Annotated in this window: 19 protein-coding genes; 10 read left to right on the top strand and 9 right to left on the bottom strand. The window is 72.0% G+C overall.

Annotated features, from left to right (window positions below):
• The first annotated feature begins 6 nt into the window (after positions 1-6).
• On the top strand, positions 7-3144 hold the full coding sequence (locus GL263_RS01650) for an HSP90 family protein (RefSeq protein WP_182853711.1): 3138 nt from the start codon (positions 7-9) through the stop codon (positions 3142-3144).
• A 126-nt stretch (positions 3145-3270) separates the two neighbouring features.
• Positions 3271-4389, top strand: coding sequence for a phosphoserine transaminase (serC, locus tag GL263_RS01645; protein ID WP_182853710.1), 1119 nt, complete (start codon positions 3271-3273; stop codon positions 4387-4389).
• 71 nt (positions 4390-4460) lie between these two features.
• On the opposite strand, the gene GL263_RS01640 is transcribed toward serC, so the two are convergent.
• From GL263_RS01640 to GL263_RS01630, 3 genes are read right to left on the bottom strand one after another with little or no spacing between them, the layout of a single operon-like run.
• Complete coding sequence (locus GL263_RS01640; protein ID WP_182853709.1) at positions 4461-4853, bottom strand: PPOX class F420-dependent oxidoreductase; 393 nt, start codon at positions 4851-4853, stop codon at positions 4461-4463.
• Between the two features lie 49 nt (positions 4854-4902).
• The gene (locus GL263_RS01635) at positions 4903-5796 is read right to left on the bottom strand and encodes an ABC transporter permease (protein ID WP_182853708.1); all 894 of its coding nucleotides are present in this window, start codon (positions 5794-5796) and stop codon (positions 4903-4905) included.
• Positions 5793-6830 (bottom strand): ATP-binding cassette domain-containing protein, encoded by a 1038-nt coding sequence (locus GL263_RS01630; RefSeq protein ID WP_323379204.1) that lies wholly within the window; start codon positions 6828-6830, stop codon positions 5793-5795. The genes GL263_RS01635 and GL263_RS01630 overlap by 4 nt, the downstream gene beginning before the upstream one ends.
• A gap of 104 nt (positions 6831-6934) precedes the next feature.
• Here GL263_RS01630 and GL263_RS01625 point away from each other — a divergent pair, with 104 nt between their 5' ends.
• Positions 6935-7690, top strand: a complete 756-nt coding sequence (locus tag GL263_RS01625; RefSeq protein WP_228456013.1) for a TetR/AcrR family transcriptional regulator — start codon at positions 6935-6937, stop codon at positions 7688-7690.
• Positions 7691-7723: 33 nt separating this feature from the next.
• Here the strand turns inward: GL263_RS01625 and GL263_RS01620 are convergent, their stop codons facing one another.
• A complete protein-coding gene (locus GL263_RS01620) occupies positions 7724-8767 on the bottom strand; it encodes a hypothetical protein (RefSeq protein WP_438947897.1) in 1044 nt (347 codons plus the stop codon).
• An 85-nt stretch (positions 8768-8852) separates the two neighbouring features.
• Between GL263_RS01620 and GL263_RS01615 the strand changes: the two genes are divergently transcribed.
• The 3 genes from GL263_RS01615 (at position 8853) to GL263_RS01605 (ending at position 11375) form a co-directional block, all read left to right on the top strand.
• Positions 8853-9551, top strand: a complete 699-nt coding sequence (locus GL263_RS01615) for a GDSL-type esterase/lipase family protein (RefSeq protein WP_323379203.1) — start codon at positions 8853-8855, stop codon at positions 9549-9551.
• Between the two features lie 125 nt (positions 9552-9676).
• Positions 9677-10297 (top strand): Uma2 family endonuclease, encoded by a 621-nt coding sequence (locus GL263_RS01610; RefSeq protein WP_182853705.1) that lies wholly within the window; start codon positions 9677-9679, stop codon positions 10295-10297.
• Positions 10298-10379: 82 nt separating this feature from the next.
• Entirely contained in the window at positions 10380-11375 is a 996-nt protein-coding gene (locus tag GL263_RS01605; protein WP_182853704.1) for an aldo/keto reductase, read from the top strand.
• A gap of 216 nt (positions 11376-11591) precedes the next feature.
• Here GL263_RS01605 and thpR read toward each other — a convergent pair whose 3' ends face one another.
• From thpR to GL263_RS01590, 3 genes are read right to left on the bottom strand one after another with little or no spacing between them, the layout of a single operon-like run.
• Complete coding sequence (thpR, locus tag GL263_RS01600) at positions 11592-12161, bottom strand: RNA 2',3'-cyclic phosphodiesterase (RefSeq protein ID WP_182853703.1); 570 nt, start codon at positions 12159-12161, stop codon at positions 11592-11594.
• Positions 12162-12215: 54 nt separating this feature from the next.
• Positions 12216-13814, bottom strand: coding sequence for an MFS transporter (locus GL263_RS01595; protein WP_228456012.1), 1599 nt, complete (start codon positions 13812-13814; stop codon positions 12216-12218).
• Positions 13815-13837: 23 nt separating this feature from the next.
• Positions 13838-14275: a MarR family winged helix-turn-helix transcriptional regulator gene (locus GL263_RS01590; protein WP_182853702.1), complete on the bottom strand. Its 438-nt coding sequence runs from the start codon at positions 14273-14275 to the stop codon at positions 13838-13840.
• Between the two features lie 151 nt (positions 14276-14426).
• Here GL263_RS01590 and GL263_RS01585 point away from each other — a divergent pair, with 151 nt between their 5' ends.
• Positions 14427-14726 (top strand): ribbon-helix-helix protein, CopG family, encoded by a 300-nt coding sequence (locus GL263_RS01585; RefSeq protein WP_182853701.1) that lies wholly within the window; start codon positions 14427-14429, stop codon positions 14724-14726.
• A gap of 53 nt (positions 14727-14779) precedes the next feature.
• On the opposite strand, the gene GL263_RS01580 is transcribed toward GL263_RS01585, so the two are convergent.
• Complete coding sequence (locus tag GL263_RS01580) at positions 14780-16267, bottom strand: NCS2 family permease (RefSeq protein ID WP_182853700.1); 1488 nt, start codon at positions 16265-16267, stop codon at positions 14780-14782.
• A gap of 243 nt (positions 16268-16510) precedes the next feature.
• On the opposite strand from GL263_RS01580, the gene GL263_RS28115 reads away from it, so the two are divergent.
• Together GL263_RS28115 and GL263_RS01570 are read left to right on the top strand one after the other, a co-directional pair.
• The gene (locus tag GL263_RS28115; protein ID WP_228456011.1) at positions 16511-16930 is read left to right on the top strand and encodes a DUF2530 domain-containing protein; all 420 of its coding nucleotides are present in this window, start codon (positions 16511-16513) and stop codon (positions 16928-16930) included.
• Complete coding sequence (locus tag GL263_RS01570; RefSeq protein WP_182853699.1) at positions 16920-19292, top strand: HAD-IC family P-type ATPase; 2373 nt, start codon at positions 16920-16922, stop codon at positions 19290-19292. Before GL263_RS28115 ends, GL263_RS01570 begins: the two co-directional genes overlap by 11 nt.
• Positions 19293-19535: 243 nt before the next feature.
• On the opposite strand, the gene GL263_RS01565 is transcribed toward GL263_RS01570, so the two are convergent.
• On the bottom strand, positions 19536-20243 hold the full coding sequence (locus GL263_RS01565) for a hypothetical protein (RefSeq protein ID WP_182853698.1): 708 nt from the start codon (positions 20241-20243) through the stop codon (positions 19536-19538).
• Positions 20244-20542: 299 nt separating this feature from the next.
• Between GL263_RS01565 and GL263_RS01560 the strand changes: the two genes are divergently transcribed.
• Positions 20543-20842: a hypothetical protein gene (locus GL263_RS01560; RefSeq protein ID WP_182853697.1), complete on the top strand. Its 300-nt coding sequence runs from the start codon at positions 20543-20545 to the stop codon at positions 20840-20842.
• Positions 20843-20905 lie beyond the last annotated feature (63 nt).

Below are 20905 nucleotides of genomic sequence, written 5' to 3'. Positions count from 1 at the left end.
CACGGCATGGCAGAAGACCTCTTCCAGACCGCCGCGCTCCGCCGTCGCGTGCTCGACGCGTGGGCGGCGTCCCCCGCCCGCTTCCGGGAGGACGCCAACGCCGAAGAGGACCTGGCGCTGGGCGGCTACCGGGACCGGCTTGTCGTGGAGCTGGCCCAGAACGCGGCCGACGCCGCCGCCCGGGCCGGCGTGCCCGGCCGGCTGCGGCTGACGCTCACCGAGGACACGCTCATCGCGGCGAACACCGGTGCCCGGCTGGACGCCGCCGGCGTCGAGTCGCTGTCCACCCTCCGCGCCTCCGCCAAACGCGACGACGCCCGCCCCGACGCCCGCCCCGACGCCGCGCCGCGCCGCGACGCCGCCTCCGAGGGCCCGCCCGTCGGACGCTTCGGCGTCGGCTTCGCCGCCGTGCTCGCCGTCACCGACGAGCCGGCCGTCGTCGGCCGCTCCGGCGGCGTGCGCTGGTCGCTCGCCGAGGCCCGCGCGATGGCCGCAGAACTCCCCGCGCTCGACGACGAACTGCGCCGCCGGGAAGGCCATGTCCCCCTGCTCCGGCTGCCGTTGCCCGCCGAGGGAAGCGCCCCGGACGGCTACGACACCGCCGTGGTCCTCCCGCTGCGCGACCCGGCCGCCCGCGACCTGACGTACCGGCTGCTGACCGCCGTCGACGACGGACTGCTCCTGGCGCTGCCCGGCCTGGCCGAGGTCACCGTCGAGACCGTCGACGGCGTACGGGTGCTCGCCCGCCGGGAGGAGGGCCCGTACACCGTCATCGGCGACAACCGCTGGCGGACGGTCACCCACTCCGGCACGGCCGACGCCGCGCTGCTCGCCGACCGCCCGCTGGAGGAGCGCGAGCGGCCGCACTGGACGGTCACCTGGGCCGTCCCGGTGGATGCCGCCGGCGCGCCCGTCCGCCCCGTGACCACCCCCTACGTGCACGCGCCGACGCCCACCGACGAACCGCTCGGCCTGCCCGCGCTGCTCATCGCGTCCCTCCCGCTGGAGCCCACCCGGCGCCGCGCCGCGCCCGGCCCGCTCACCGACTTCCTCCTGGAACGGGCGGCCGAGGCGTACACCGAGCTGCTGCGCGAGTGGAACCCGCTCGGCCCGGGCGTCGTCGACCTCGTCCCCGGGCCGCTCGGCGCCGGCGAACTCGACAGCACGCTGCGCGCCGCGCTGCTGCGCCGACTCCCCGAGACGCCGTTCCTGCCGTCCGCCGCGCGCACCGAGGACGACGAGCCCTACCGGCTGCGCCCACGGGAGGCGGACATCGCCGAGGGCGCGGGCGCCGAGACCGTCGGCGTGCTCGCCGACCTCTTCCCGCAGCTGCTGCCCGCCGGCCTGGAGCGCCGCGTCGAGCTGCGCACGCTGGACGTCGGCCGGGTGCCGCTGGGCGAGCTGATCGACCGGCTCGCCGGCGTCGAACGCGACCCGGACTGGTGGCGCGCGCTGTACGACTCCCTCGCCGGCGTCGACCCCGACCAGCTGACCGGCCTCCCCGTCCCGCTCGCCGACGGCCGCACCACGATCGGTCCCCGGCACACGCTGCTGCCGCTGACCGGGGACGCGGCGGGCACCGGCGCACCGGCGAAGGACCCCGCGCTGCTCGCCCGGCTGGGCCTGAAGGTCGCGCACCCGCGTGCCGCGCACCCGCTGCTGGAGAAGCTGGGCGCCACCCCGGCCACCCCGCGCGCGGTGCTCACCACACCGCAGGTGCGGGCGGCCGTCGCCGCGTCGATGGACCAGGAGGAGAGCTGGGACGGCGGCCTGGACGACGGCCTCGGCCCCGACCCGGACGAACTCGCCGACACCGTCCTCGGCCTCGTCCGGGACGCCGGCCTCGGCGTCGGCGACGAGCCCTGGCTCGGCGCGCTCGCCCTGCCCGACGAGGACGGCGAACTCACCGCCGCCGCCGAACTCCTGCTCCCCGGAAGCGATCTGGCCGCCGTCGTCCGCGAGGGTGAACTCCCGCTCTGCGACCGGGAGCTGGTCGACCGTTGGGGCCCCGAGCCACTGGCCGCCGTCGGCGTGCTGGCCGGCTTCACCCTCGTCCGCGCTCAGGACGTGGTGCTCGACCCGGACGAACTCGAGCCCAGGGAAGGCGACTTCCCCGAGCCGGACGACGCCGGGCTGCTGGACGCCGTCGATGTCTGGTGCGAGGACGTCCTGGACGGGCTGCCGGAGACACCCGTGCCGCCCGTCGCCACCGAACTGCTGGCCGTCCGCGATCTGGAACTCGTCGACGACGACCGCTGGCCGCAGGCGCTCGCCCAGCTCTCCAGGCCGCCGCTCAGGGACGCCCTGACCACCCCGGTGCGGGTGCTGCTGCCCGACGGCACCGCCGAGTCCGTCCGCCCCTACACCGCCTGGTGGCTGCGCGGCCACCCGGTGCTCGACGGCCGCCGCCCGGCAGGACTGCGCGCCGCCGGCGCCGACCCGCTGCTCGCCGGCCTCTACGAGGAGGTCGACGCCAGCGGCTTCGACGACCCGCAGGTGCTGCGCGCCCTCGGCGTCCGCACCTCGGCCGCCGCGCTGCTGGACGAGCCCGGCGGGTCAGCCGAACTGCTCGCCCGGCTCGCCGACCCCCACCTCTCGGTTCGGCCCGCCCAACTCCACGGCCTCTACAGCCTGTTGGCCGAGCTCGACCCGGAGGAGGTCACCCTTCCCGACGAGCTGCGGGCGGTCGTCGACGACGAGGTGCGGATCGTGGACGCCACCGAGGCGCTGGTCGCCGACGCGCCCGACCTGCTGCCGCTGGCCGCCGGCCGGCCCCTGCTGCCGGTGCGGCCCTCGCTCGCCGAGCGGCTGGCGACCGTCCTGGACGTACCGCTCCTCAGCGCCGAACTCCCCGCCCCGGCGCCGGACGGCGGCCAGCCGCGCAGCGTGCCGCCGCAGGTGCGGGAACTGCTCGGCGCCGACGTGCCGGTGGAGTACACCGAACACGACGAACTGGTCGTCGACGGCGTGGAACTCGACTGGCGGCTCACCGCCGACGGCCGGCTGCACGTCGCCACGCTGGAGGGCCTGGCCGCCGGGCTGTGCTGGGCCGCCGGGGACTGGCGGCGCCGCTTCGAGGTCGCCGCGCTGCTGGAGGACCCGGACCGCGCCCCGGAACTCACCACCGCCCGCTGGTTCGACTGACGGCGCGCCGGCGGGCCGGGACGGCACTCTTGTGTCCCGGCCCGCCGCGTGACCAGAAGCAGGCTTCACCCGTCTCAGTGATCGGACGCGGTCACCCGGCGGCCCGTCAGCGACTAGGCTCACCCCGTGGCTGAGATCCAGATTCCCGCTGACATCAAGCCCGCCGACGGACGCTTCGGTTCGGGTCCCTCCAAGGTGCGGACCGAGGCGCTCAGCGCCCTGGCCGCCACCGGCACCTCCCTGCTCGGCACCTCCCACCGCCAGGCTCCCGTCAAGGACCTGGTCGACCGGGTGCGCACGGGCGTGAGCGAGCTGTTCTCGCTGCCCGAGGGCTACGAGGTCATCCTCGGCAACGGCGGCTCCACCGCGTTCTGGGACATCGCGACGCACGGGCTGATCGAGCGCCGCTCGCAGCACCTGTCGTTCGGCGAGTTCTCCTCCAAGTTCGCCAAGGCGGCCAAGCTCGCGCCCTGGCTCGACGAGCCCTCGGTGATCTCCGCCGACCCTGGCACCCACCCGCAGGCGCGGGCCGAGGCCGGCATCGACGTCTACGGTCTCACCCACAACGAGACCTCGACCGGTGTCGCCATGCCGATCGAGCGCCCGGCCGGCGCCGACGAGGGCGCACTGGTGCTGGTGGACGCCACCTCCGGCGCGGGCGGCCTGCCCGTCGACATCAGTGAGACGGACGTCTACTACTTCGCGCCGCAGAAGTCGTTCGCCGCCGACGGCGGGCTGTGGCTCGGCGTGTTCTCCCCGGCCGCCGTCGAGCGCGCCGAGCGGATCGCCGCGAGCGACCGGCACATCCCGGCCTTCTTCGACCTGTCGGTGGCCATCGACAACTCGCGGAAGAACCAGACCTACAACACCCCGGCGCTGGCCACCCTCTTCCTCCTCGCCGACCAGCTGGAGTGGATCAACGGGCAGGGCGGTCTGGAATGGGCCGTCGGCCGCACCGCCGCCTCCGCCGACAACCTCTACGGCTGGGCCGAGCAGTCCAAGTACGCGAACCCGTTCGTCGCCAACCCGGCCGAGCGCTCCCAGGTGGTCGGCACGATCGACTTCGCCGACGAGGTGGACGCGGCGGCCGTGGCGAAGGTGCTGCGGGCCAACGGCATCGTGGACACCGAGCCGTACCGCAAGCTGGGCCGCAACCAGCTGCGTGTGGCCATGTTCCCGGCGATCGACCCGGCGGACGTGCAGGCGCTCACCGCCTGCGTGGACCACGTCATCGAGCGTCTGTGACCGCACAGGTGTGAGGGGGGGGAGGGCGACCGCGAGCCGGCGCCCTCCCCCTTCTTCTGCCTTCTTCCGCCCTACTCGCCGATCAGCCGCAGCTCGTAGTGCTCGGCCCGGTCGCCGGTCAGCACCGCGCCGACGGGCAGCAGCACGCCGTGCATCAGCGGATGCCGCTTTGCCAGGCAGCGCGCGGCGTGGCGGGCGTCGGAGCCCTCCAGCCGGCGGGCCCGCGCCTTCATCGGCGCGCCGGTGGGAGTCCCGTCCATGCTCGCGGTGGCGATCTCCACCTCGGGGTAGCGGTGCAGACGTTCACACTTGTGGGTGCGCCGAGAGGCGCGGAAGTAGGCCCGGTCGCCCTCGACGGCGAGTGCGGAGGCCTCGCCGACGGGCCGGCCGTCCCGCTCGTAGGTGGTGAGGCGGACGCGCCGCTCCCCGGCGAACATGTCAAACCCGGACGACGGTGTGGTCATGCGCCCCGCGTACCCGGTACGCGGGGCGCAAAACGGCCCTTTCACCCGCTCAGCGGGAGAGCGACTGGAAGCGACGCACCGCGAGCGGCAGGAACACCGCCGTGATGGCCAGCGGCCAGACGACCGCCATCAGCACCGCGTGCTGCTCGATCCAGCTTGTGCCGAGCTCCGGTGACTGCTGGCCGAAGAGCTCCCGGACCGCGTTCGCGGTCGAGGACACCGGGTTCCACATCGCGATCGTGCCCAGCCAGTCCGGCATCATCGACGGCGGCGTGAACACGCTGGAGATCATGCCGAACGGGAACGCCACCGCGAAGAGGTTCCCCGCCGCCTCCTGGTTGCGCACCACCAGGCCGAGCAGCACCCCGACCCAGATCAGCGCGAACCGCAGCAGGAGCAGCAGCGCGAACGCGGCGAGCGTGGCGAGGATCCCGCTGTCCGACCGCCAGCCGATGGCCAGGGCGATGGCCGCCAGGACGACGAGGTCGATCGAGGCGTGCGCGAGGTCGGACACGCCGCGGCCGGTGACCACCGCGCTGGAGGCCATCGGCATGGACCGGAACCGGTCGGTGACCCCGCGGTCCTTGTCGATCACCACCGCCATCGCCGTGTTCATGAAGCCGAAGGCCATGGTCATCGCGAACATGCCGGGCATCGCGAACGTCTTGTAGTCCACGCCGTCGCCGACCGCCATGCCGCTGCCGAAGACGTAGACGAACAGCAGCACCGACACGATGGGGAAGCCGAGCTGCCAGGCGATGATGACGGGCTGCTTGACCAGGTGTGTCAGATCGCGCCGCACGATGGTCCAGCAGTCGGCGAACGCCCAGTACAGCCGGCTCTCCGGGCCGTCCGGCAGCGTCGGCACGGAGACCCTGACGGGGGCGTTTCCCCTCTCGGGTCCGCCTTCGGGCCTGCTCGTGGTGCGAACGGTGGCGGTCATGCGGTCTCACCCTCTCGTTGGACGCCCCGGGTCGTCCCCTCGGCACGGTGGTCGGAGTCGTCAGGGTGGCCGGCGTCCCGGCGGCCGCCGGTCAGCCGGAGGAACACCTCGTCGAGCGTGGGGCGCCGCAGTCCGATGTCCACGACGTCCGCGCCCTCGTCCTGGAGCGTGCGGGCGACCTCGGTGAGCGCGCCCACCCGGTCGCTCACCGGCGCCGAGACCCGCAGCGTCTCGCTGTCGGTCCGTGGTTCGGTGTCGCTGACGCGGGCGACGGCCTTCGCGGCCAGCGGCAGCTCCCCGGCGTCCGCCACGACCACCTCGATCTGGTCGCCGCCGATGCGGTCCTTCAGCCGTTCCGGGGTGTCGTCGGCGATCTTGCGGCCGTGCTCGATGACGGCGATGCGGTCGGCGAGCTGGTCGGCCTCGTCCAGGTACTGCGTGGTGAGCAGGACCGTGGTGCCGCCGGCGACCAGCCCCCGCACCGCCGCCCACACCTCGTTGCGGCCGCGCGGGTCGAGTCCGGTGGTCGGCTCGTCGAGGAAGAGCACCCGGGGCGCGAGGATCATCGACGCGGCGAGGTCGACCCGCCGCCGCATCCCGCCGCTGTACCCGGAGACCTGCTTGTCAGCCGCGTCGACGAGGTCGAACTGCTCCAGCAACTCGTCGGCCCGGCGGGCGGCGGCGGAGGGGGAGAGGTGGAAGAGCCGGCCGAACATGCGGAGGTTCTGCCGCCCGGTGAGGATCTCGTCCACGGCGGCGTACTGGCCGGTGAAGCCGATCTGCCGCCGCACCAGGCGCGGCTCGGTCCGCACGTCGTGCCCGCCGACGAGGGCCCGGCCGCCGTCCGCGCGGAGCAGGGTGGCCAGGATGCGCACGGCGGTGGTCTTGCCGGCGCCGTTGGGCCCCAGCAGCCCGTGGACCGACCCGGTGGGCACGGCCAGGTCGAAGGCGTCCAGCGCCTGCTTGCTGTTCTTCCGGCCTCTGTATCGCTTGCTGAGTCCTTCGGCGAGGACCGCGTGTTCTGACGCTTTCACGGTGCTTCCCCCCCTGGAGAGAAAACTGGGTACGCTGTACTCAGATAAAACAGCGTACACCATACGCAGAGGTGGTCCGCAAGCGATTTAGGATGGGCGGCATCATGACGACCGACTACGCCGGCAGCGGCGATCTGACCCGCAGCCTCGAACTGCTGTGGAAGACCAAGGAGCCGCCCACCAGGGGCCCGAGGCCCGGCCTGGACCTCGAACAGGTCGTCGCGGCTGCCGTCCGGATCGCCGACCGGGAGGGCCTGGCGGCCCTGTCCATGCGCAAGGTCGCGGCGGAACTCGGCGTCGGGACGATGTCCCTCTACCGCTACGTCCCCGGCAAGAGCGAACTGCTCGACCTCATGGTCGACCACGTCCAGGGCCCGGTGGCCGACCTCGCATCCCGCCGCGGTGAGGACTGGCGCACCACCCTCGAGTACATCGCCCGCGGCTCCTGGGAGCTGTACACCGGCCACCCGTGGCTGCTCCAGGTCAACCAGTCCAGGCCGCTCCTCGGACCCAACGCCCTGGGCGGCTTCGACTTCGCCCTCGCCGCGCTCGACGGCCTCGGCCTCACCGGCCGGCAGCGGGTCTCGGTCCTGGTGGCCCTCGACGGCTACGTGCTCGGCGTCGCCCGCACCTACCTGCTGCAGCGCCAGGTGATCGAGCAGTCCGGCGTCAGCGACGAGGAGTTCTGGCAGGCCCAGATGCCCTACCTGGCCAGGGCCATGGAGAGCGGCGACTACCCGCAGGTCGCCGGGCTGGACGAGGACAGCTTCAACGCCAGCGAGGAGTACACCTTCGACCTCGGCCTGGAGGTGCTGCTGGACGGGGTCGCCGCCCTGATCGCCCGCAAGGCGGCCGGCTGAGTCACGCGCGCCCCTGAGCCGGACGCGGCGGCCTCAGCGGCGCCGCAGCCTGCGCAGCCCCATCCAGCCGACCACCACGGCCGCGATCGTCACCGCGCCGAGCACGGCCGAGCCCGAGGGTCGTTCGGCGTCCTCCCCGGCGGCGCCGCCGGCGCCCTCCCGTGCCCCCGAACCGCCGTCCCGCCGCGCCTTCTCCTCGGCCTTCAGTACGTTCTCCGGACGCTGGTCGCCCACCAGCTCCACCGGCCGGACCTCGCTGTTCGCGCCCTCGCTGCCGTACAGCAGCCGGCGGCCGTCCGGGGTGAACGCCACCGACTCGCCCTGGCGTTGGATCGGCACCTGGAGCCGGCCGAGCCGCTTCGGCGCCCCGTCGTTCCAGTCGTACATGATGCCGCCGAAGTAGCCGCGCACCGCCAGCCGTGTGCCGTCCGGGGAGAACGCGGCGTCCGTCGCCCACAGGTCGATCTCCGCGACCCGCTGGAAGACGTTCACCCCCTGCGTCGTCAACTCCCGCGGTCCGGCGTACAGTCCGTCGCCGTCCTCGTTCTTGCCGACGATGTAGACCCGGCCGGTGACCGGGTGCACGGCCAGCGACTCGGCGTCCCTCGGCCCGTCCGCGTACCGCACCGTGAAGCGGGTCGGCTGCAGCGTCTGGTCCTGCAGCTGCTCCGGCTCGGGGAACCGGTAGATCCACACCTCCGGCCAGCGGCCGCCGAAGTTGTCCCCGATGTCGCCGACGTAGACGTTGCCGTCCGGGCCGACGGAGACCGCCTCCAGGTCGCGCCCCTCGACGCCGGTCAGCGTGATCGCGGCCAGCGTGCGCCCCGTGGTGCTGTCCACCGCGTACACCACCGGCGCGTAACCGCTGTCGTTGTGCGTCCAGTACACACCCTCGTGCGCCCGGCTCGCCGCCAGGCCACTGGACTCCACGATGCGCGGATCGGACAGCGTGAACGGCTCCGTCGGCCCGCTCTCCCCGGTGGAACCGCTGTCGGCCGCCACGGCCGCCGGACCACTCCACAGCAGCAGCGCCACCAGCGCCGCGCCGACACCCCGCACACCCGCCCACATCCGCATGGCACAAGCCTGCCATGTGCCCCGAGCAGCCGGGTGACCGGCATCACGTCGCCCCCGGTCGCCACCGTCCGGCAGGATGACGGGCGTGCGAATTCTGTGTGTCGGCGACTCGATGACCATAGGCGGCGCGGGCGACCACACCTGGCGCTACCGCCTCTGGCGGCACCTGCGCGACGGCGGCGGAGAAGCGGGCGCCGTCACCATGGTCGGTCCCCGCCACGCCCTCCACGAGGGCTCGACCGAGTACGGCGACCCCGCCTTCCCGCACGAGGCCCGCGCACACCTCGCCGGATGGGGTGAAGGCTGGCTGCACCACTCCGCCGTCATCGGCGACGTCGTCCGCGACCACCGCCCCGACATACTGCTGATCTCCCTCGGCCTCATCGACCTCGGCTTCTACACCAACGCCGAGCAGACGATCGGCAACGTCCGCCGCTTCCTCGCCGACGCCCGCGCGGCGGCACCCGCCCTGCGCGCCGTGCTGCTCCCCGTCATCCCCAACGTCCGGGCCGCGCTCGACGAGCCGTTCGCCGCCCAATGCGCCCGGTTCAACGAGCTGTTGGCGTCCACCGTCGCCGAACTCGACACCCCCGCCTCCCCGCTCGTGCTCGCCCCGCAGCCGGCCGGCTGGTCCCTCGATCGCGACACCCACGACGGCACCCACCCCTCCGTCGCGGGCGAGCACCGACTCGCCGCCGCCTTCGCCGACACCCTCCACGCCGCGTGGAACATCGGCGCCCCCTACCCGCTCGCCGAGCACACCGCGACCCCGCAACCCGCCTGACCTGCAACCCGGCCCCGGTCACGACGCGCCGACACCGGACACACCGGCCGTGACCCTACTTCCCGACTATCGTTGAACCAGGCGACTGCCTGTACCGGAACGGGCGGTGGGGAGGAGGCGCCGTTATGACCGTCGTGGAGAACGACAGGATCGACATGGCTGACGAGCGCACCGCGAACGGCGTCCACGACGTACGCGACGAGCGTGACCTGGACACGATGTTCGACTGGGTCGACAAGATGCCCGTCCCCGAGGGATTCAAGGTCGAGATCGTCGAGGGACACATCTTCATGTCGCCGCAGCGCCAGACGCACTGGGAGATCATTTTCGACATCGCGCAACAGATCAGCGCACGCTACCCGCGCAACCGGATCGCCTCGGACGTCCGCATCGACTTTCCCGGCAAGCTGAACGGCTTCGCGTGTGATGTCGCGGCCATGCGCTCCGGCGCGAAGCGGGACAAGAGCGGCCGCTGGTCGTACAAGGACCTGGAGTTCGTCGCGGAGGTGATCTCCCGGGACACCGCCCTCAACGACTACGGGCCCAAGCTCGCCGCCTACGCCACCGCCGGCGTCCCCGTCTACCTGGTCGCCGACCCCTACACCGGCCGCTGCATCGTGTACACGGACCCGAAGCAGAACGGCGAGTACGACACCCGCCTTCCCGTCGACTTCGGCGAGCCGGTCGACCTCACGGAGACCCCCGTCGACCTCGTCCTGCAGACCGACGAGTTCCCGCGCGACTGAAGCCTGCCCGGCAACCGGGGGCGAGCCCCCGGCCGCGCGCCCCCTTGCCTTGAGCGCGCTCCAACACGTTGGCTTGACCACCATGAGGTACACACGTCTTGGACGCACCGGACTCAAGGTCAGCCGACTGGTCCTCGGCACGATGAACTTCGGCCCGCAGACCGACGAGCCGGAGAGCCACGCCATCATGGACGCCGCGCTCGACGCCGGCGTCAACTTCTTCGACACCGCCAACGTCTACGGCTGGGGCGAGAACAAGGGCCGCACCGAGACCATCATCGGCAACTGGTTCGCCAAGGGCGGCGACCGTCGCGACAAGGTGGTCATCGCCACCAAGATGTACGGCAACATGGCCCTCGACGGCACCAACTGGCCCAACAACGACCTGCTTTCGGCGCTGAACATCCGCCGCGCCGTCGACGCCAGCCTCCGCCGCCTCCAGACCGACCACATCGACCTGTACCAGTTCCACCACGTCGACCGGAAGACGCCGTGGGAGGAGATCTGGCAGGCGATGGACGTCCTGGTCCAGCAGGGCAAGATCCTCTACGTCGGCTCCTCCAACCACGCCGGCTGGAACCTCGCGCAGGCCAACGAGGCCGCCGCCCGGCGCGGCAGCCTCGGCCTGGTCAGCGAGCAGTGCCTGTACAACCTCGCCGAGCGGCGCGCCGAGATGGAGGTCATCCCGGCGGCACAGGCCTACGGCCTCGGTGTCATCCCCTGGTCGCCGCTGCACGGCGGACTGCTCGGCGGCGTGCTGCGCAAGGAACGGGAAGGCGGCGCCGAGCGCGGCGCCACGGGACGCTCCGCCGAGGCGCTGCGGAACTCCGCGCTCCGCGACCAGGTGCAGGCGTACGAGGACCTGGTCGCCAAGCACGGAAAGGAGCCGGGCGAGGTCGCGCTCGCCTGGTTGCTGACCAGGCCGGGCGTCACCGGGCCGATCGTCGGCCCGCGCACCCGCGCGCAACTGGACTCCGCGCTGCGAGCCGTCGAGCTGGAGCTGGACGAGGAGCTGCTGACCGGCCTGGACGAGGTCTTCCCCGGCCCGGGCCCGTCCCCCGAGGCGTTCGCCTGGTGAGGCTGTGAGGACGTGAGGCTGTGAAGCCGTGACGGCGTGAGACCGCCGGTGGCGGTGGTGGGCGGCGCGGGGCCGGCCGGGCGCGGACGACGCGCCGGGCTACCGGCCGAAGGCCGCCGCCACCGCCACGACGGCGAACATCACCAGGAGCGCCCCGGTCACAATGCGTGTGCGGATCTTCGTGTTCACGTCCTCTACGGTAACCGGACGGCTGCCTCAACCGGTCAGCGGCCAGCTCTCCAGCAGCTCGTGACGCGGCCGCTCCCCGGGTACGCCGGAACGCGGCAGCGTGCTGTGGACCAGCTGGACCTCCTCGGCGGCCCAGGTCGCGCCGTCGAAGTCGGCCAGCCGCTCGACAAGCGGCGCGAGGCGCACGTCGCCGCGCGCCCGGGCGAGGGTGAGGTGCGGGTGGTAGCGGTGGGCGTCGTCGACGGGCGCGCCGGCCCGCCGCCCGGCGGCCTTCGCCGCGTCCGCGAGGCGACGCAGCCCCTCGACCGCCGGGCGGTCCCCGGTCACCCCGGCCCACAGCACCCGGTCGCCGAACCGGCCGACGCCGCGCACGGACAGCTCCAGCGGGGCGTGGCGGTGGGCGGCGCGGCCGAGCCGTGTGCACAGCTCCGCCACCCGCTCCGGCGGCACCTCGCCGTAGAAGGCGAGCGTGACGTGCCAGTCGTCCGGATCGGTCCAGCGCAGCCGCTCCGGCCCGGCGGAGGCGGCGGCGCCCACATGGCGCCGCAGCTCCTCCCGGGCCTCGGGCGGGGGAGTGACGGCCGCGAACAGTCGCATGCCCCCAGGCTAGGCCGGTCCTTCCGGGGCCCGCCGGAGCGGCGCCCCGCCCTGTCAGCGGGCGGCGGAGCCGGCCGGTGCGAGCGCCGGACGCCCGGCGCCGCCCGTCTCGGCACCGCCTGTCGCGGCCTCGCTCGCCGCGGCTGTCGTGCTCGCCGGGCCCGCCGTCGCCCCGGCGACCGCCGCGCCGGCCGGCAGCTCGCGGGCGACGAAGCTCAGCATCGGTCGTCCCTCGCGGCGGGCCGCCCGCACGTCGACGCGGGGCCGCAGCCCGGCCGCCCGGGCCAGCGCCAGGCCGACGAGCAGCGCGGACGCCAGCGACAGCACCCCGCCGCTCAGGAAGCCGATCCGGGCGCCGTAGGTGTCGGTGACCCAACCCATGACCGGGCCGCCGATCGGCGTGCCGCCGACGAAGACCATCATGTAGAGGCTCATCACCCGGCCGCGCATCGCCGGGGCCGACGCGAGCTGCACGCCCGAGTTGGCCGTGACGTTGAAGGTCAGGCCCATCACGCCGATCGGCAGCATCAACGCCGCGAACAGCCAGTACGCCGGTGCCAGCGCGGCGGTCATCTGGAGGACGCCGAACAGCGCGGCCGCGCCGACCATCATCCGCATCCGCGACGAGTTGCGCCGGGCGGCCAGCAGCGCGCCCGCCACCGAACCGGCGGCCATCAGGACGTTCAGCAGGCTGTAGCCGCCGGCGCCCCGGTCGAAGACGTGGTCGGTGAAGGCGGTGAGCCAGATCGGGAAGTTGAAGCCGAAGGTGCCGATGGCGCCGACCAGGATGATCGGCCACAGCAGCTCGGGCCGCCCGCGCACGTAGCGCAGGCCCTCGCGGAGCTGCCCCTTGGCGCGTGGAGCCCGCTCGGTGGTGTGCAGTTCGGCGGTGCGCATCAGCAGCAGCCCGCCGATGGGCGCGAGGAACGACAGGCCGTTCAGCAGGAACGCCCAGCCGCTGCCGACGCTGGTGATCAGCACACCGGCGACGGCCGGGCCGATCAGCCGCGCCGACTGGAAGTTCGCGGAGTTGAGCGAGACGGCGTTGCGGAGCTGGCCGGGACCGACCATCTCGGAGACGAACGTCTGCCGGGTCGGGTTGTCGACCACGGTGATCATGCCGAGGGCGAAGGCGGTCGCGTACACGTGCCAGACCTGGACGTGGCCGCTGAGCGTCAGCACGGCGAGCACCAGCCCGGTCATGCCCATCGCGGACTGGGTGAGCAGCAGCAGCCGGCGCTTCGCGCAGCGGTCGGCGAGGACGCCGCCGTACAGGCCGAAGAGCAGCATCGGCAGGAACTGCAGTGCCACCGTGAGGCCCACGGCGGTGGCGGACCCGGTGAGGGTGAAGACCAGCCAGTCCTGGGCGATGCGCTGCATCCAGGTACCGGTGTTGGAGACCATCTGGCCCATCGCGAACAGCCGGTAGTTGCGGATGCGCAGCGAGCTGAACATCGAGTTCTTCGCGTCCGGGGGCGCGTCGACGGTACGGGTCGATCCGCCCGTGTCGTGGGCGGCGCTGCCGCGGTGCGTGTTGCTGTGCGCGGTGCTGTGAGCGTCGTGGTGCGCGGTGCTGTGCGTGTCGTGGTGTGCGGTGTGGTCGTCGGAGTGGTTCGGTGCGGGTGCGGATTCTGCTCCGGGTCCCGAACTCAAGGGCTCTTCGCCTCCTTCTCTTGTCACATCTGGGCGAGCTTCTCCAGTACCGGAGCCGCGGCGCGCAGCTTCGCCCACTCGTCGTCGTCGAGCTGTCCGGCCAGCTCCGTGAGCCAGCGGTTCCGCTTGGCGCGGCTGGCGGCGAGCATCGACTCGGCCTGTTCGGTGCGGGTGACGACCTTCTGGCGCCGGTCGTCCGGGTGCGGCTCCAGTCTGACGAGTCCCTTGGCTTCCAGCATCGCGATGATCCTGGTCATGGACGGCGGCTGGACGTGCTCCTTGCGGGCCAGCTCACCCGGGCTGGCCGAGCCGCACAGCGACAGCAGTCCGAGCACGGACATCTCCGCCGGACTCAGCGACTCGTCCACCCGTTGGTGTTTGAGCCGCCGGCCGAGCAGCATGATGGACGAGCGGAGGGTGTTCACGGCGGCGGCGTCCTCGCCGTGCGACAGGTCCGGCATGCTTTTTAGGGTAACTCATTAGCTCGTCTAACAACCAGCCGGTTTCCCTTGTTCCCGGCCCTGGCGGCCCGTACGCGCCGCTTCACCCGTCCGAGTGAGCTTCGCCTCGAACGGGAACCCGGCGAGCCGTCCGCGCCGGACCGTGGTGGCCATGACATCAACGGTGCTCAGTGTCCGCATATCCGACCAGCTCCTGGCGCGGCTGCGCGAGCACGCCGCGCGGCGTGGCGTCAGCGTCCAGGACTATGTGCTCACCCTGCTCGTCCGGGAGGACTTCGACGAACGCTTCCGCTCCGCCGTGGAGGAGACCGACCGCTTCTACCGCACCGACGCCGCCCCCGGACTCGACGCCGCGTCGGGCAGGGAGGAGCGCCGGCCCGGCCCCACCGGGATGAGCGGCGACGACGTCCGTGACGGGGCCCGCCCGGGAGCCACGCCCCACACGACGTGACCGCGCCCCCCGGGCGGGGGAGCGCGGTCACGGTCGAAGCCTGCGGCCTCGGGCTACTTCAGACCCAGGGCCTGCTCGATCGGGCTCAGCAGGAAGTACACGAGGAAGCACACGCCCACGGCGTTGAGCAGCCAGGGGATCTGCCGCGCCCGGCCGGTGGCCAGCCGCAGCAGGATGAACGACAGCACGCCGATGCCGATGCCGTTGGTGATGCTGTACGTGAACGGCATGGAGATCATCGTCAGGAAGGCCGGGACAGCGATCGTGATGTCCGACCAGTCGATCTCCCCGACGTTGGACGCCATGATCAGCAGGCCGACCACCACCAGCGCCGGCGTCGCCGCCTGCGAGGGCACCACGGTCGCCAGCGGGGTGAAGACCAGCGCCAGCAGGAACAGTCCACCGGTCATCAGGTTCGCCAGGCCCGTGCGCGCGCCCTCGCCGACACCGGCCGTCGACTCGACGAAGCAGGTGTTCGCCGAGCAGGAGCCGGCGCCGCCGAGCGCCACCGCCGCGCCGTCCGTCATCAGGACCCGGCCCATGCCCGGCAGCTGACCCTTCTCGTCCGTCAGCTTCGCCTCCTCGCCGACGCCGATGATCGTGCCCATCGCGTCGAAGAAGCTGGACAGCAGCACGGTGAAGACGAACAGGCAGCCGGTGAGCACGCCGACCTCGCGGAACCCGCCGAACAGGCTCACCTGCCCGATCAGCCCGAAGTCCGGCATGCTGACGATCCTGTCGGGGATGGTCGGCACGGCCAGCCCCCACTTCTCGTCGGGGATGGCGGCGATGCTGTTGACCGTGATCGCGAGGCCCGTCATCACGGCGATGCCGATCAGGATCGCGCCCTTGGCCTTGCGGACCACCAGCACGAACATCAGCGCCAGGCCGAGGACGAAGACCAGGACCGGCCAGCCCTGGAGCTGGCCGCCGGTGCCGAGTCCGAGCGGCACGGTGGTGTGCGCGGCGTCCGGGTTGCGGGTCACGAAGCCCGCGTCGACAAGCCCGATCAGCGAGATGAACAGGCCGATGCCGATCGCGATGGCCCGCCGCAGCCCGCCGGGGATCGCGTCCAGCACCCGTTGCCGCAGTCCCGAGGCGACCAGCACCATCAGCACCAGGCCGGCGAGCACCACCATGCCCATCGCGTCCGGCCAGCTCATCTGCGGCGCGAGCTGCAGCGAGACGACGGCGTTGATGCCGAGCCCCGCCGCGAGCGCGATCGGCACGTTGCCGATGACGCCCATCAGCAGCGTCGTCAGGCCGGCCATCAGGGCGGTCGCGGTCACGAGCTGCGCGTTGTCGAGCTGGTGGCCGTACTTGTCGGTACCCGAGCCGAGGATGATCGGGTTGAGCACGATGATGTACGCCATGGCGAAGAACGTCGCCAGACCGCCGCGCAGCTCACGACCGACGGACGAGCCGCGCTCGGAGATCTTGAAGAAGCGGTCCACGGCGCTCGGACGGCCGCCGGTGGAAGGGCCGGGCCCGGCGGACGGGCTCGGGCCGGCGGGGCCGGTGGTGGTGGCCGAAGCGGGCATGGGGGTACCTCGGTGCAAGCTCTTGGGGTGGTGCCCCGACCCGGCGGTTGGGAGGATGCCACGACGGATCCCGGCCGGAGGGCGAATCGTTTCAGTATGAACATACGTACGCCCGGAAAGCCATCTCCGCGCGTAGACCCCGGTCGCACCCGTTCTCGAAGCTGCCCGACCGCCCCGCAGCCACCCGCTCGATACGCTGTTCCCGACCCCTGTTCCGGCGAGAGACTGGCCGACACGATGCGCTTGAGCAACTGGACCGACGGTAAGCGCGAGGCGCCCGAACCCCTGGAGGGCAACGTCGTCGCCACCGTCACCGGCGGCACGGTCGTCTGGTTCGCGCTCTTCCTCCTCCAGCTCCCCTTCTACGGCTGGTACCGGGAACACGGCCACGACTGGTGGATCTGGACCTGCCTCGCCGGCGGCGGCCTCGGCCTCATCGGCGTCTGGTACGTCCGCGCCCGCGACGCCGCGATCCGCCGCGCCGCCGGAGAGTCTCCCGGCCGGCAGGTCGCCCCCGACGCGGAGGCGCCCACCGCCGCCGACCCGGCGGACGCCGGCAAGCGCTCCGCCGCCGATCCGCTTACCGTCGATGACATGACGCAGCGGGTCGACGACGACGCGGGCGGCGAGCGCCCCGGGCCGGGCGAGGGACGTGCTCACTGAGGAGCCCGCGGCCCGCCCCGCCCCCGGACTCACCACCGCCCAGGTCGCCGAACGCGTCGCCCGGGGCCAGGTCAACGACGTCCCCGTACGCTCCTCCCGCTCCACCGTCGACATCGTCCGGGCCAACGTCCTCACCCGGTTCAACGCCATCATCGGCGTGCTCTTCGCGATCATCCTGGTCGTCGGACCGATCCAGGACGGCCTCTTCGGCTTTGTGATCATCGCCAACACCGGCATCGGCATCGTCCAGGAACTGCGCGCCAAACGGACGCTCGACAACCTCGCCGTCATCGGCGAGGCCCGTCCCAGCGTCCGCCGCGACGGCCGGACCGTGCAGGTGCCCACCGACCAGATCGTCCTCGACGACGTCGTCGAACTCGGCCCCGGCGACAAGGTCGTCGTCGACGGCACCATCGTCGAGGCCGACAACCTGGAGATCGACGAGTCCCTGCTCACCGGCGAGGCCGACCCGGTGGTCAAGAAGGCCGGCGACCCCGTCATGTCGGGCAGCTTTGTCGTCGCCGGCGGCGGCAGCTTCACCGCCACCAAGGTCGGCCGCGAGGCCTACGCCGCCCAGCTCGCCGAAGAGGCGTCCCGCTTCACGCTTGTCCACTCCGAGCTGCGCAGCGGCATCGACACGATCCTGCGCTACACCATCTACATGATGATCCCGGCCGCCACCGGCCTCATCATCAGCCAGCTCTTCGTGGAGAGCAGCGACTTCGAGGAGGCCATCCGCCGGATGGTCGCCGGCATCGTGCCGATGGTCCCCGAAGGCCTCGTCCTGCTCACCTCCGTCGCCTTCGCGATCGGCGTCATCCGACTCGGCCGGAAACAGTGCCTCGTCCAGGAGCTTCCCGCCATCGAGGGACTGGCGCGCGTCGACGTCGTGTGCCTCGACAAGACCGGCACCCTCACCGAGGGCGGCATGGACGTCACCGAGATCCGCCCCCTCGGCGACGCCGACGAACCCCACGCCCGGGAGATCCTCGCCGCCCTCGGCGAGTCCGACCCGCGCCCCAACGCCAGCCTCCAGGCCATCATCGAGGAGTGCCCGGCCGACGAGAGCAGCCGCTGGCTCAGCGGTGACGCCCTGCCCTTCTCCTCCGCCCGCAAGTACAGCGGCGCCCACCTCACCGGCCCCGACAACCGCACCGGGACCTGGCTGCTCGGCGCCCCCGACGTCCTCCTGCCCCCCGACGCCCCCGAACTCTCCGAGACCGACGACCTCAACGCCCAGGGCCTCCGCGTCCTCCTCCTCGCCCGCGCCGCCCGCGACCTCCACGACCCCGCCGTCACCGACGACACCACGCCCGTCGCCCTGGTCGTCCTCGAACAGCGGCTGCGTTCCGACGCCGCCGACACCCTGCGCTACTTCGCCGAGCAGAACGTCGCCGCCAAGGTCCTCTCCGGTGACAACGCCGTCTCCGTCGGCGCCGTGGCCGCCAAACTCGACCTGCCCGGCGCCGACACCCCCGTCGACGCCCGCCGCATGCCCGACGACAAGAACGAGAGGGGCAAGGCCATCGAGCGCGGCGCCGTCTTCGGCCGCGTCACCCCCCAGCAGAAACGCGACATGGTCGGCGCCCTCCAGGCCCGCGACCACAACGTCGCCATGACCGGCGACGGCGTCAACGACGTCCTCGCCCTCAAGGACGCCGACATCGGCGTTGCCATGGGCAGCGGCTCCGAGGCCACCAAGTCCGTCGCCCAGATCGTCCTGCTCAACAACAGCTTCGCCACGCTCCCCTCCGTCGTCGCCGAAGGCCGCCGCGTCATCGGCAACATCGAACGCGTCGCCACGCTCTTCCTCACCAAGACGGTCTACTCCGTCCTCATCGCCATCCTGGTGATCATCTGGCAGGTCCCCTACCCCTTCCTGCCCCGCCACCTCACCCTGCTCTCCGCGTTCACCATCGGCATCCCGGCGTTCTTCCTCGCCCTCGCCCCCAACAAGGAACGGGCGAAGCCGCGCTTTGTCAGCCGCGTCATCCGCTACGCGATGCCGGCGGGACTCATCGCCGGCGCCGCCACCTTCGTCTGCTACCTGCTCGCCCGCGCCTACTACACGGGCCCCGACGACCTCGACGCCGAGACCAGCGCCGCGACGCTGACGCTCTTCCTCGTCGCCATGTGGGTCCTGGTCATCGTCGCCCGCCCCTACACCTGGTGGCGCGTCGCCCTCGTCACGACGATGGCCGCCGGCTTCCTCGTCGTGATGATCACCCCCGTCCTCCAGGAGTTCTTCCGCCTCCGCCTCGTCGGTCTGACGATGCCCCTCACCGCCGCCGCCATCGCCGCCTGCGCCGCCCTCCTCCTCGAACTCGCCTGGCGCGTCGTCTCCCGCCGCTTCCCGGCCTGAGGCCGAGGCGCCGGATCGGCGCCGGCCTCCGCGCCACCGCTGCCACAAGCTGGCGGAGTAGTCGCTTCGGCCTACCCTGTGGCTATGGTCGGCACCCTCACCATTCGCAGAGATGCGGAGACCGAGCACACGCTTGAGGTCCCCACCCGTGACGGCGACACCGCTCGTCTGCCATCCGTCGAGATCGCCCGCAGTCGAGAGGGCGGAAGCTGAGAAGGTCGCACACCTCCGCAAGCCCGCTGCCTAACCCGCCGCGCAGGCGTCTTCGGGCAGGCCGCTGCCGGGGGTCGGTATCGCCGAACCGCACCCGGACATGGCCCAGTTGAGGTTAAGTGTGTAATCGCCTGTGTGGGTGGTGTAGTTGATCGCGGCGCGCGGTACGTGGCCGCCCTCCGCTCCGAACTTCATCACGAACACCAGCTCCGTATAGCCCTTGCGTTGATCGGGCTTGTCGAGACAACGACGGGTGATGACCTGGCCGTTGATCTTCCGACTGAACGTGCCGGCCAGCGTCCTGTCGTGATCGAAAGCCGGAGGACCGCCCAGGCGTGAGAAGAACTGGGTGGTCTCTTCCGAACGTGACCCGTCCTCGGAGAGAACCGTCTCCTCGTCGCGGACGGTCCGGATGTACGGCGTTACCTCCAACGGTTCCACGTCGGCCTCGTAGGTGATGTCGCGAAGCACCACCCTCGTGGCCGGCTTGCGTACACAGAGCTCGAACGCGCCGAAGCTGCCGTACCAGGGCGTGTGCTCAGGGGCGTGCATCGCAACGCCGCCACCGGCCGAACGAGCGGACAGGAATCCGTGGTCGCCGAAGTCGTCATGCCGTTTGACGTCGAACCGACTCGACCCCGTCGCAAGAAGCGCCAGCACGATAAGGAAGACCACGGGTAAGCAACCGGAGAGAACACCAGGCTGGCCGTCGGGCGTGGCGCCGAGATCTCTTGACATGGATCTTCCCCCTGACCGGGCTCCTTCGACTCCCGGCGATTGACCGGGAGTCGAAGGAGAGACGCCACGCAGGGGAGCGCAGTTCCGCCGCTGCGCTCTCTGTCACCCGCGCCCGCACGTTTCCAGACCGTCTCAAGGCCTGGCTCACCGGAAGACCAGCGCACAGGCCGAGCCCCGAAGTACCGAATCGCTGAGAACGGCGTCATCCGCCCTTCGACTCGGACGCCCTGCCGGAGGCCGGGGGTCCCTCAGGCTCAGTTATGCGCGATGATGGACCTGGTGATCAAAGGGGGGTTCTGATGTTCTCGGTGTTCTTCCTCGTGGTCACGTTGCTGTTGGCGCTGAGCCTCGGCGTGGTCGGGGTGATGACGATCGTCACGGGGCGGATGCCGTTGAGGTGGCTCCGGCGGGAGGTCCGTCATCCGTTGTTGTGGGGCGCGGGTGCGCTGGTGGAGGCCGCCGCATTGCTGATCGTCCGGATAGTGCCGTTCGAGGTGTCCACGCCGATCTTCATGGCAGGCCTACTGCTCTGCGCGGCCTCATCCCTGGTCGAACGCCGCGTCCCCGCTCCCCGTGCCGCCCGGGCCGAAGCGGAGTGATTCCACCGTGTAGCGCCTGATGAGGGCCGAGTCCTCGCCGCGTAACGGCGCGCGGTACGCGAG

It is taken from the genome of Streptomyces durbertensis, assembly GCF_014156695.1.
GTDB classification, from domain to species: domain Bacteria; phylum Actinomycetota; class Actinomycetes; order Streptomycetales; family Streptomycetaceae; genus Streptomyces; species Streptomyces durbertensis.
Note: the sequence above shows the minus strand (reverse complement) of the source record. Positions and strands in the feature narration are given on the sequence as shown.

Excerpts from the sequence above, each read along its gene's own strand:
- GL263_RS01650 (WP_182853711.1), top strand. The coding sequence starts at position 7 with ATGGCAGAAGACCTCTTCCAGACCGCCGCGCTCCGCCGTCGCGTGCTC.
- GL263_RS01640 (WP_182853709.1), bottom strand. The coding sequence starts at position 4,853 with ATGACCACACCGTCGTCCGGGTTTGACATGTTCGCCGGGGAGCGGCGC.
- GL263_RS01635 (WP_182853708.1), bottom strand. The coding sequence starts at position 5,796 with ATGACCGCCACCGTTCGCACCACGAGCAGGCCCGAAGGCGGACCCGAG.
- GL263_RS01625 (WP_228456013.1), top strand. The coding sequence starts at position 6,935 with ATGACGACCGACTACGCCGGCAGCGGCGATCTGACCCGCAGCCTCGAA.
- GL263_RS01620 (WP_438947897.1), bottom strand. The coding sequence starts at position 8,767 with ATGCGGATGTGGGCGGGTGTGCGGGGTGTCGGCGCGGCGCTGGTGGCG.
- GL263_RS01610 (WP_182853705.1), top strand. The coding sequence starts at position 9,677 with ATGACCGTCGTGGAGAACGACAGGATCGACATGGCTGACGAGCGCACC.
- GL263_RS01605 (WP_182853704.1), top strand. The coding sequence starts at position 10,380 with ATGAGGTACACACGTCTTGGACGCACCGGACTCAAGGTCAGCCGACTG.
- thpR (WP_182853703.1), bottom strand. The coding sequence starts at position 12,161 with ATGCGACTGTTCGCGGCCGTCACTCCCCCGCCCGAGGCCCGGGAGGAG.
- GL263_RS01590 (WP_182853702.1), bottom strand. The coding sequence starts at position 14,275 with ATGCCGGACCTGTCGCACGGCGAGGACGCCGCCGCCGTGAACACCCTC.
- GL263_RS01585 (WP_182853701.1), top strand. The coding sequence starts at position 14,427 with ATGACATCAACGGTGCTCAGTGTCCGCATATCCGACCAGCTCCTGGCG.
- GL263_RS01580 (WP_182853700.1), bottom strand. The coding sequence starts at position 16,267 with ATGCCCGCTTCGGCCACCACCACCGGCCCCGCCGGCCCGAGCCCGTCC.
- GL263_RS01565 (WP_182853698.1), bottom strand. The coding sequence starts at position 20,243 with ATGTCAAGAGATCTCGGCGCCACGCCCGACGGCCAGCCTGGTGTTCTC.
- GL263_RS01560 (WP_182853697.1), top strand. The coding sequence starts at position 20,543 with ATGTTCTCGGTGTTCTTCCTCGTGGTCACGTTGCTGTTGGCGCTGAGC.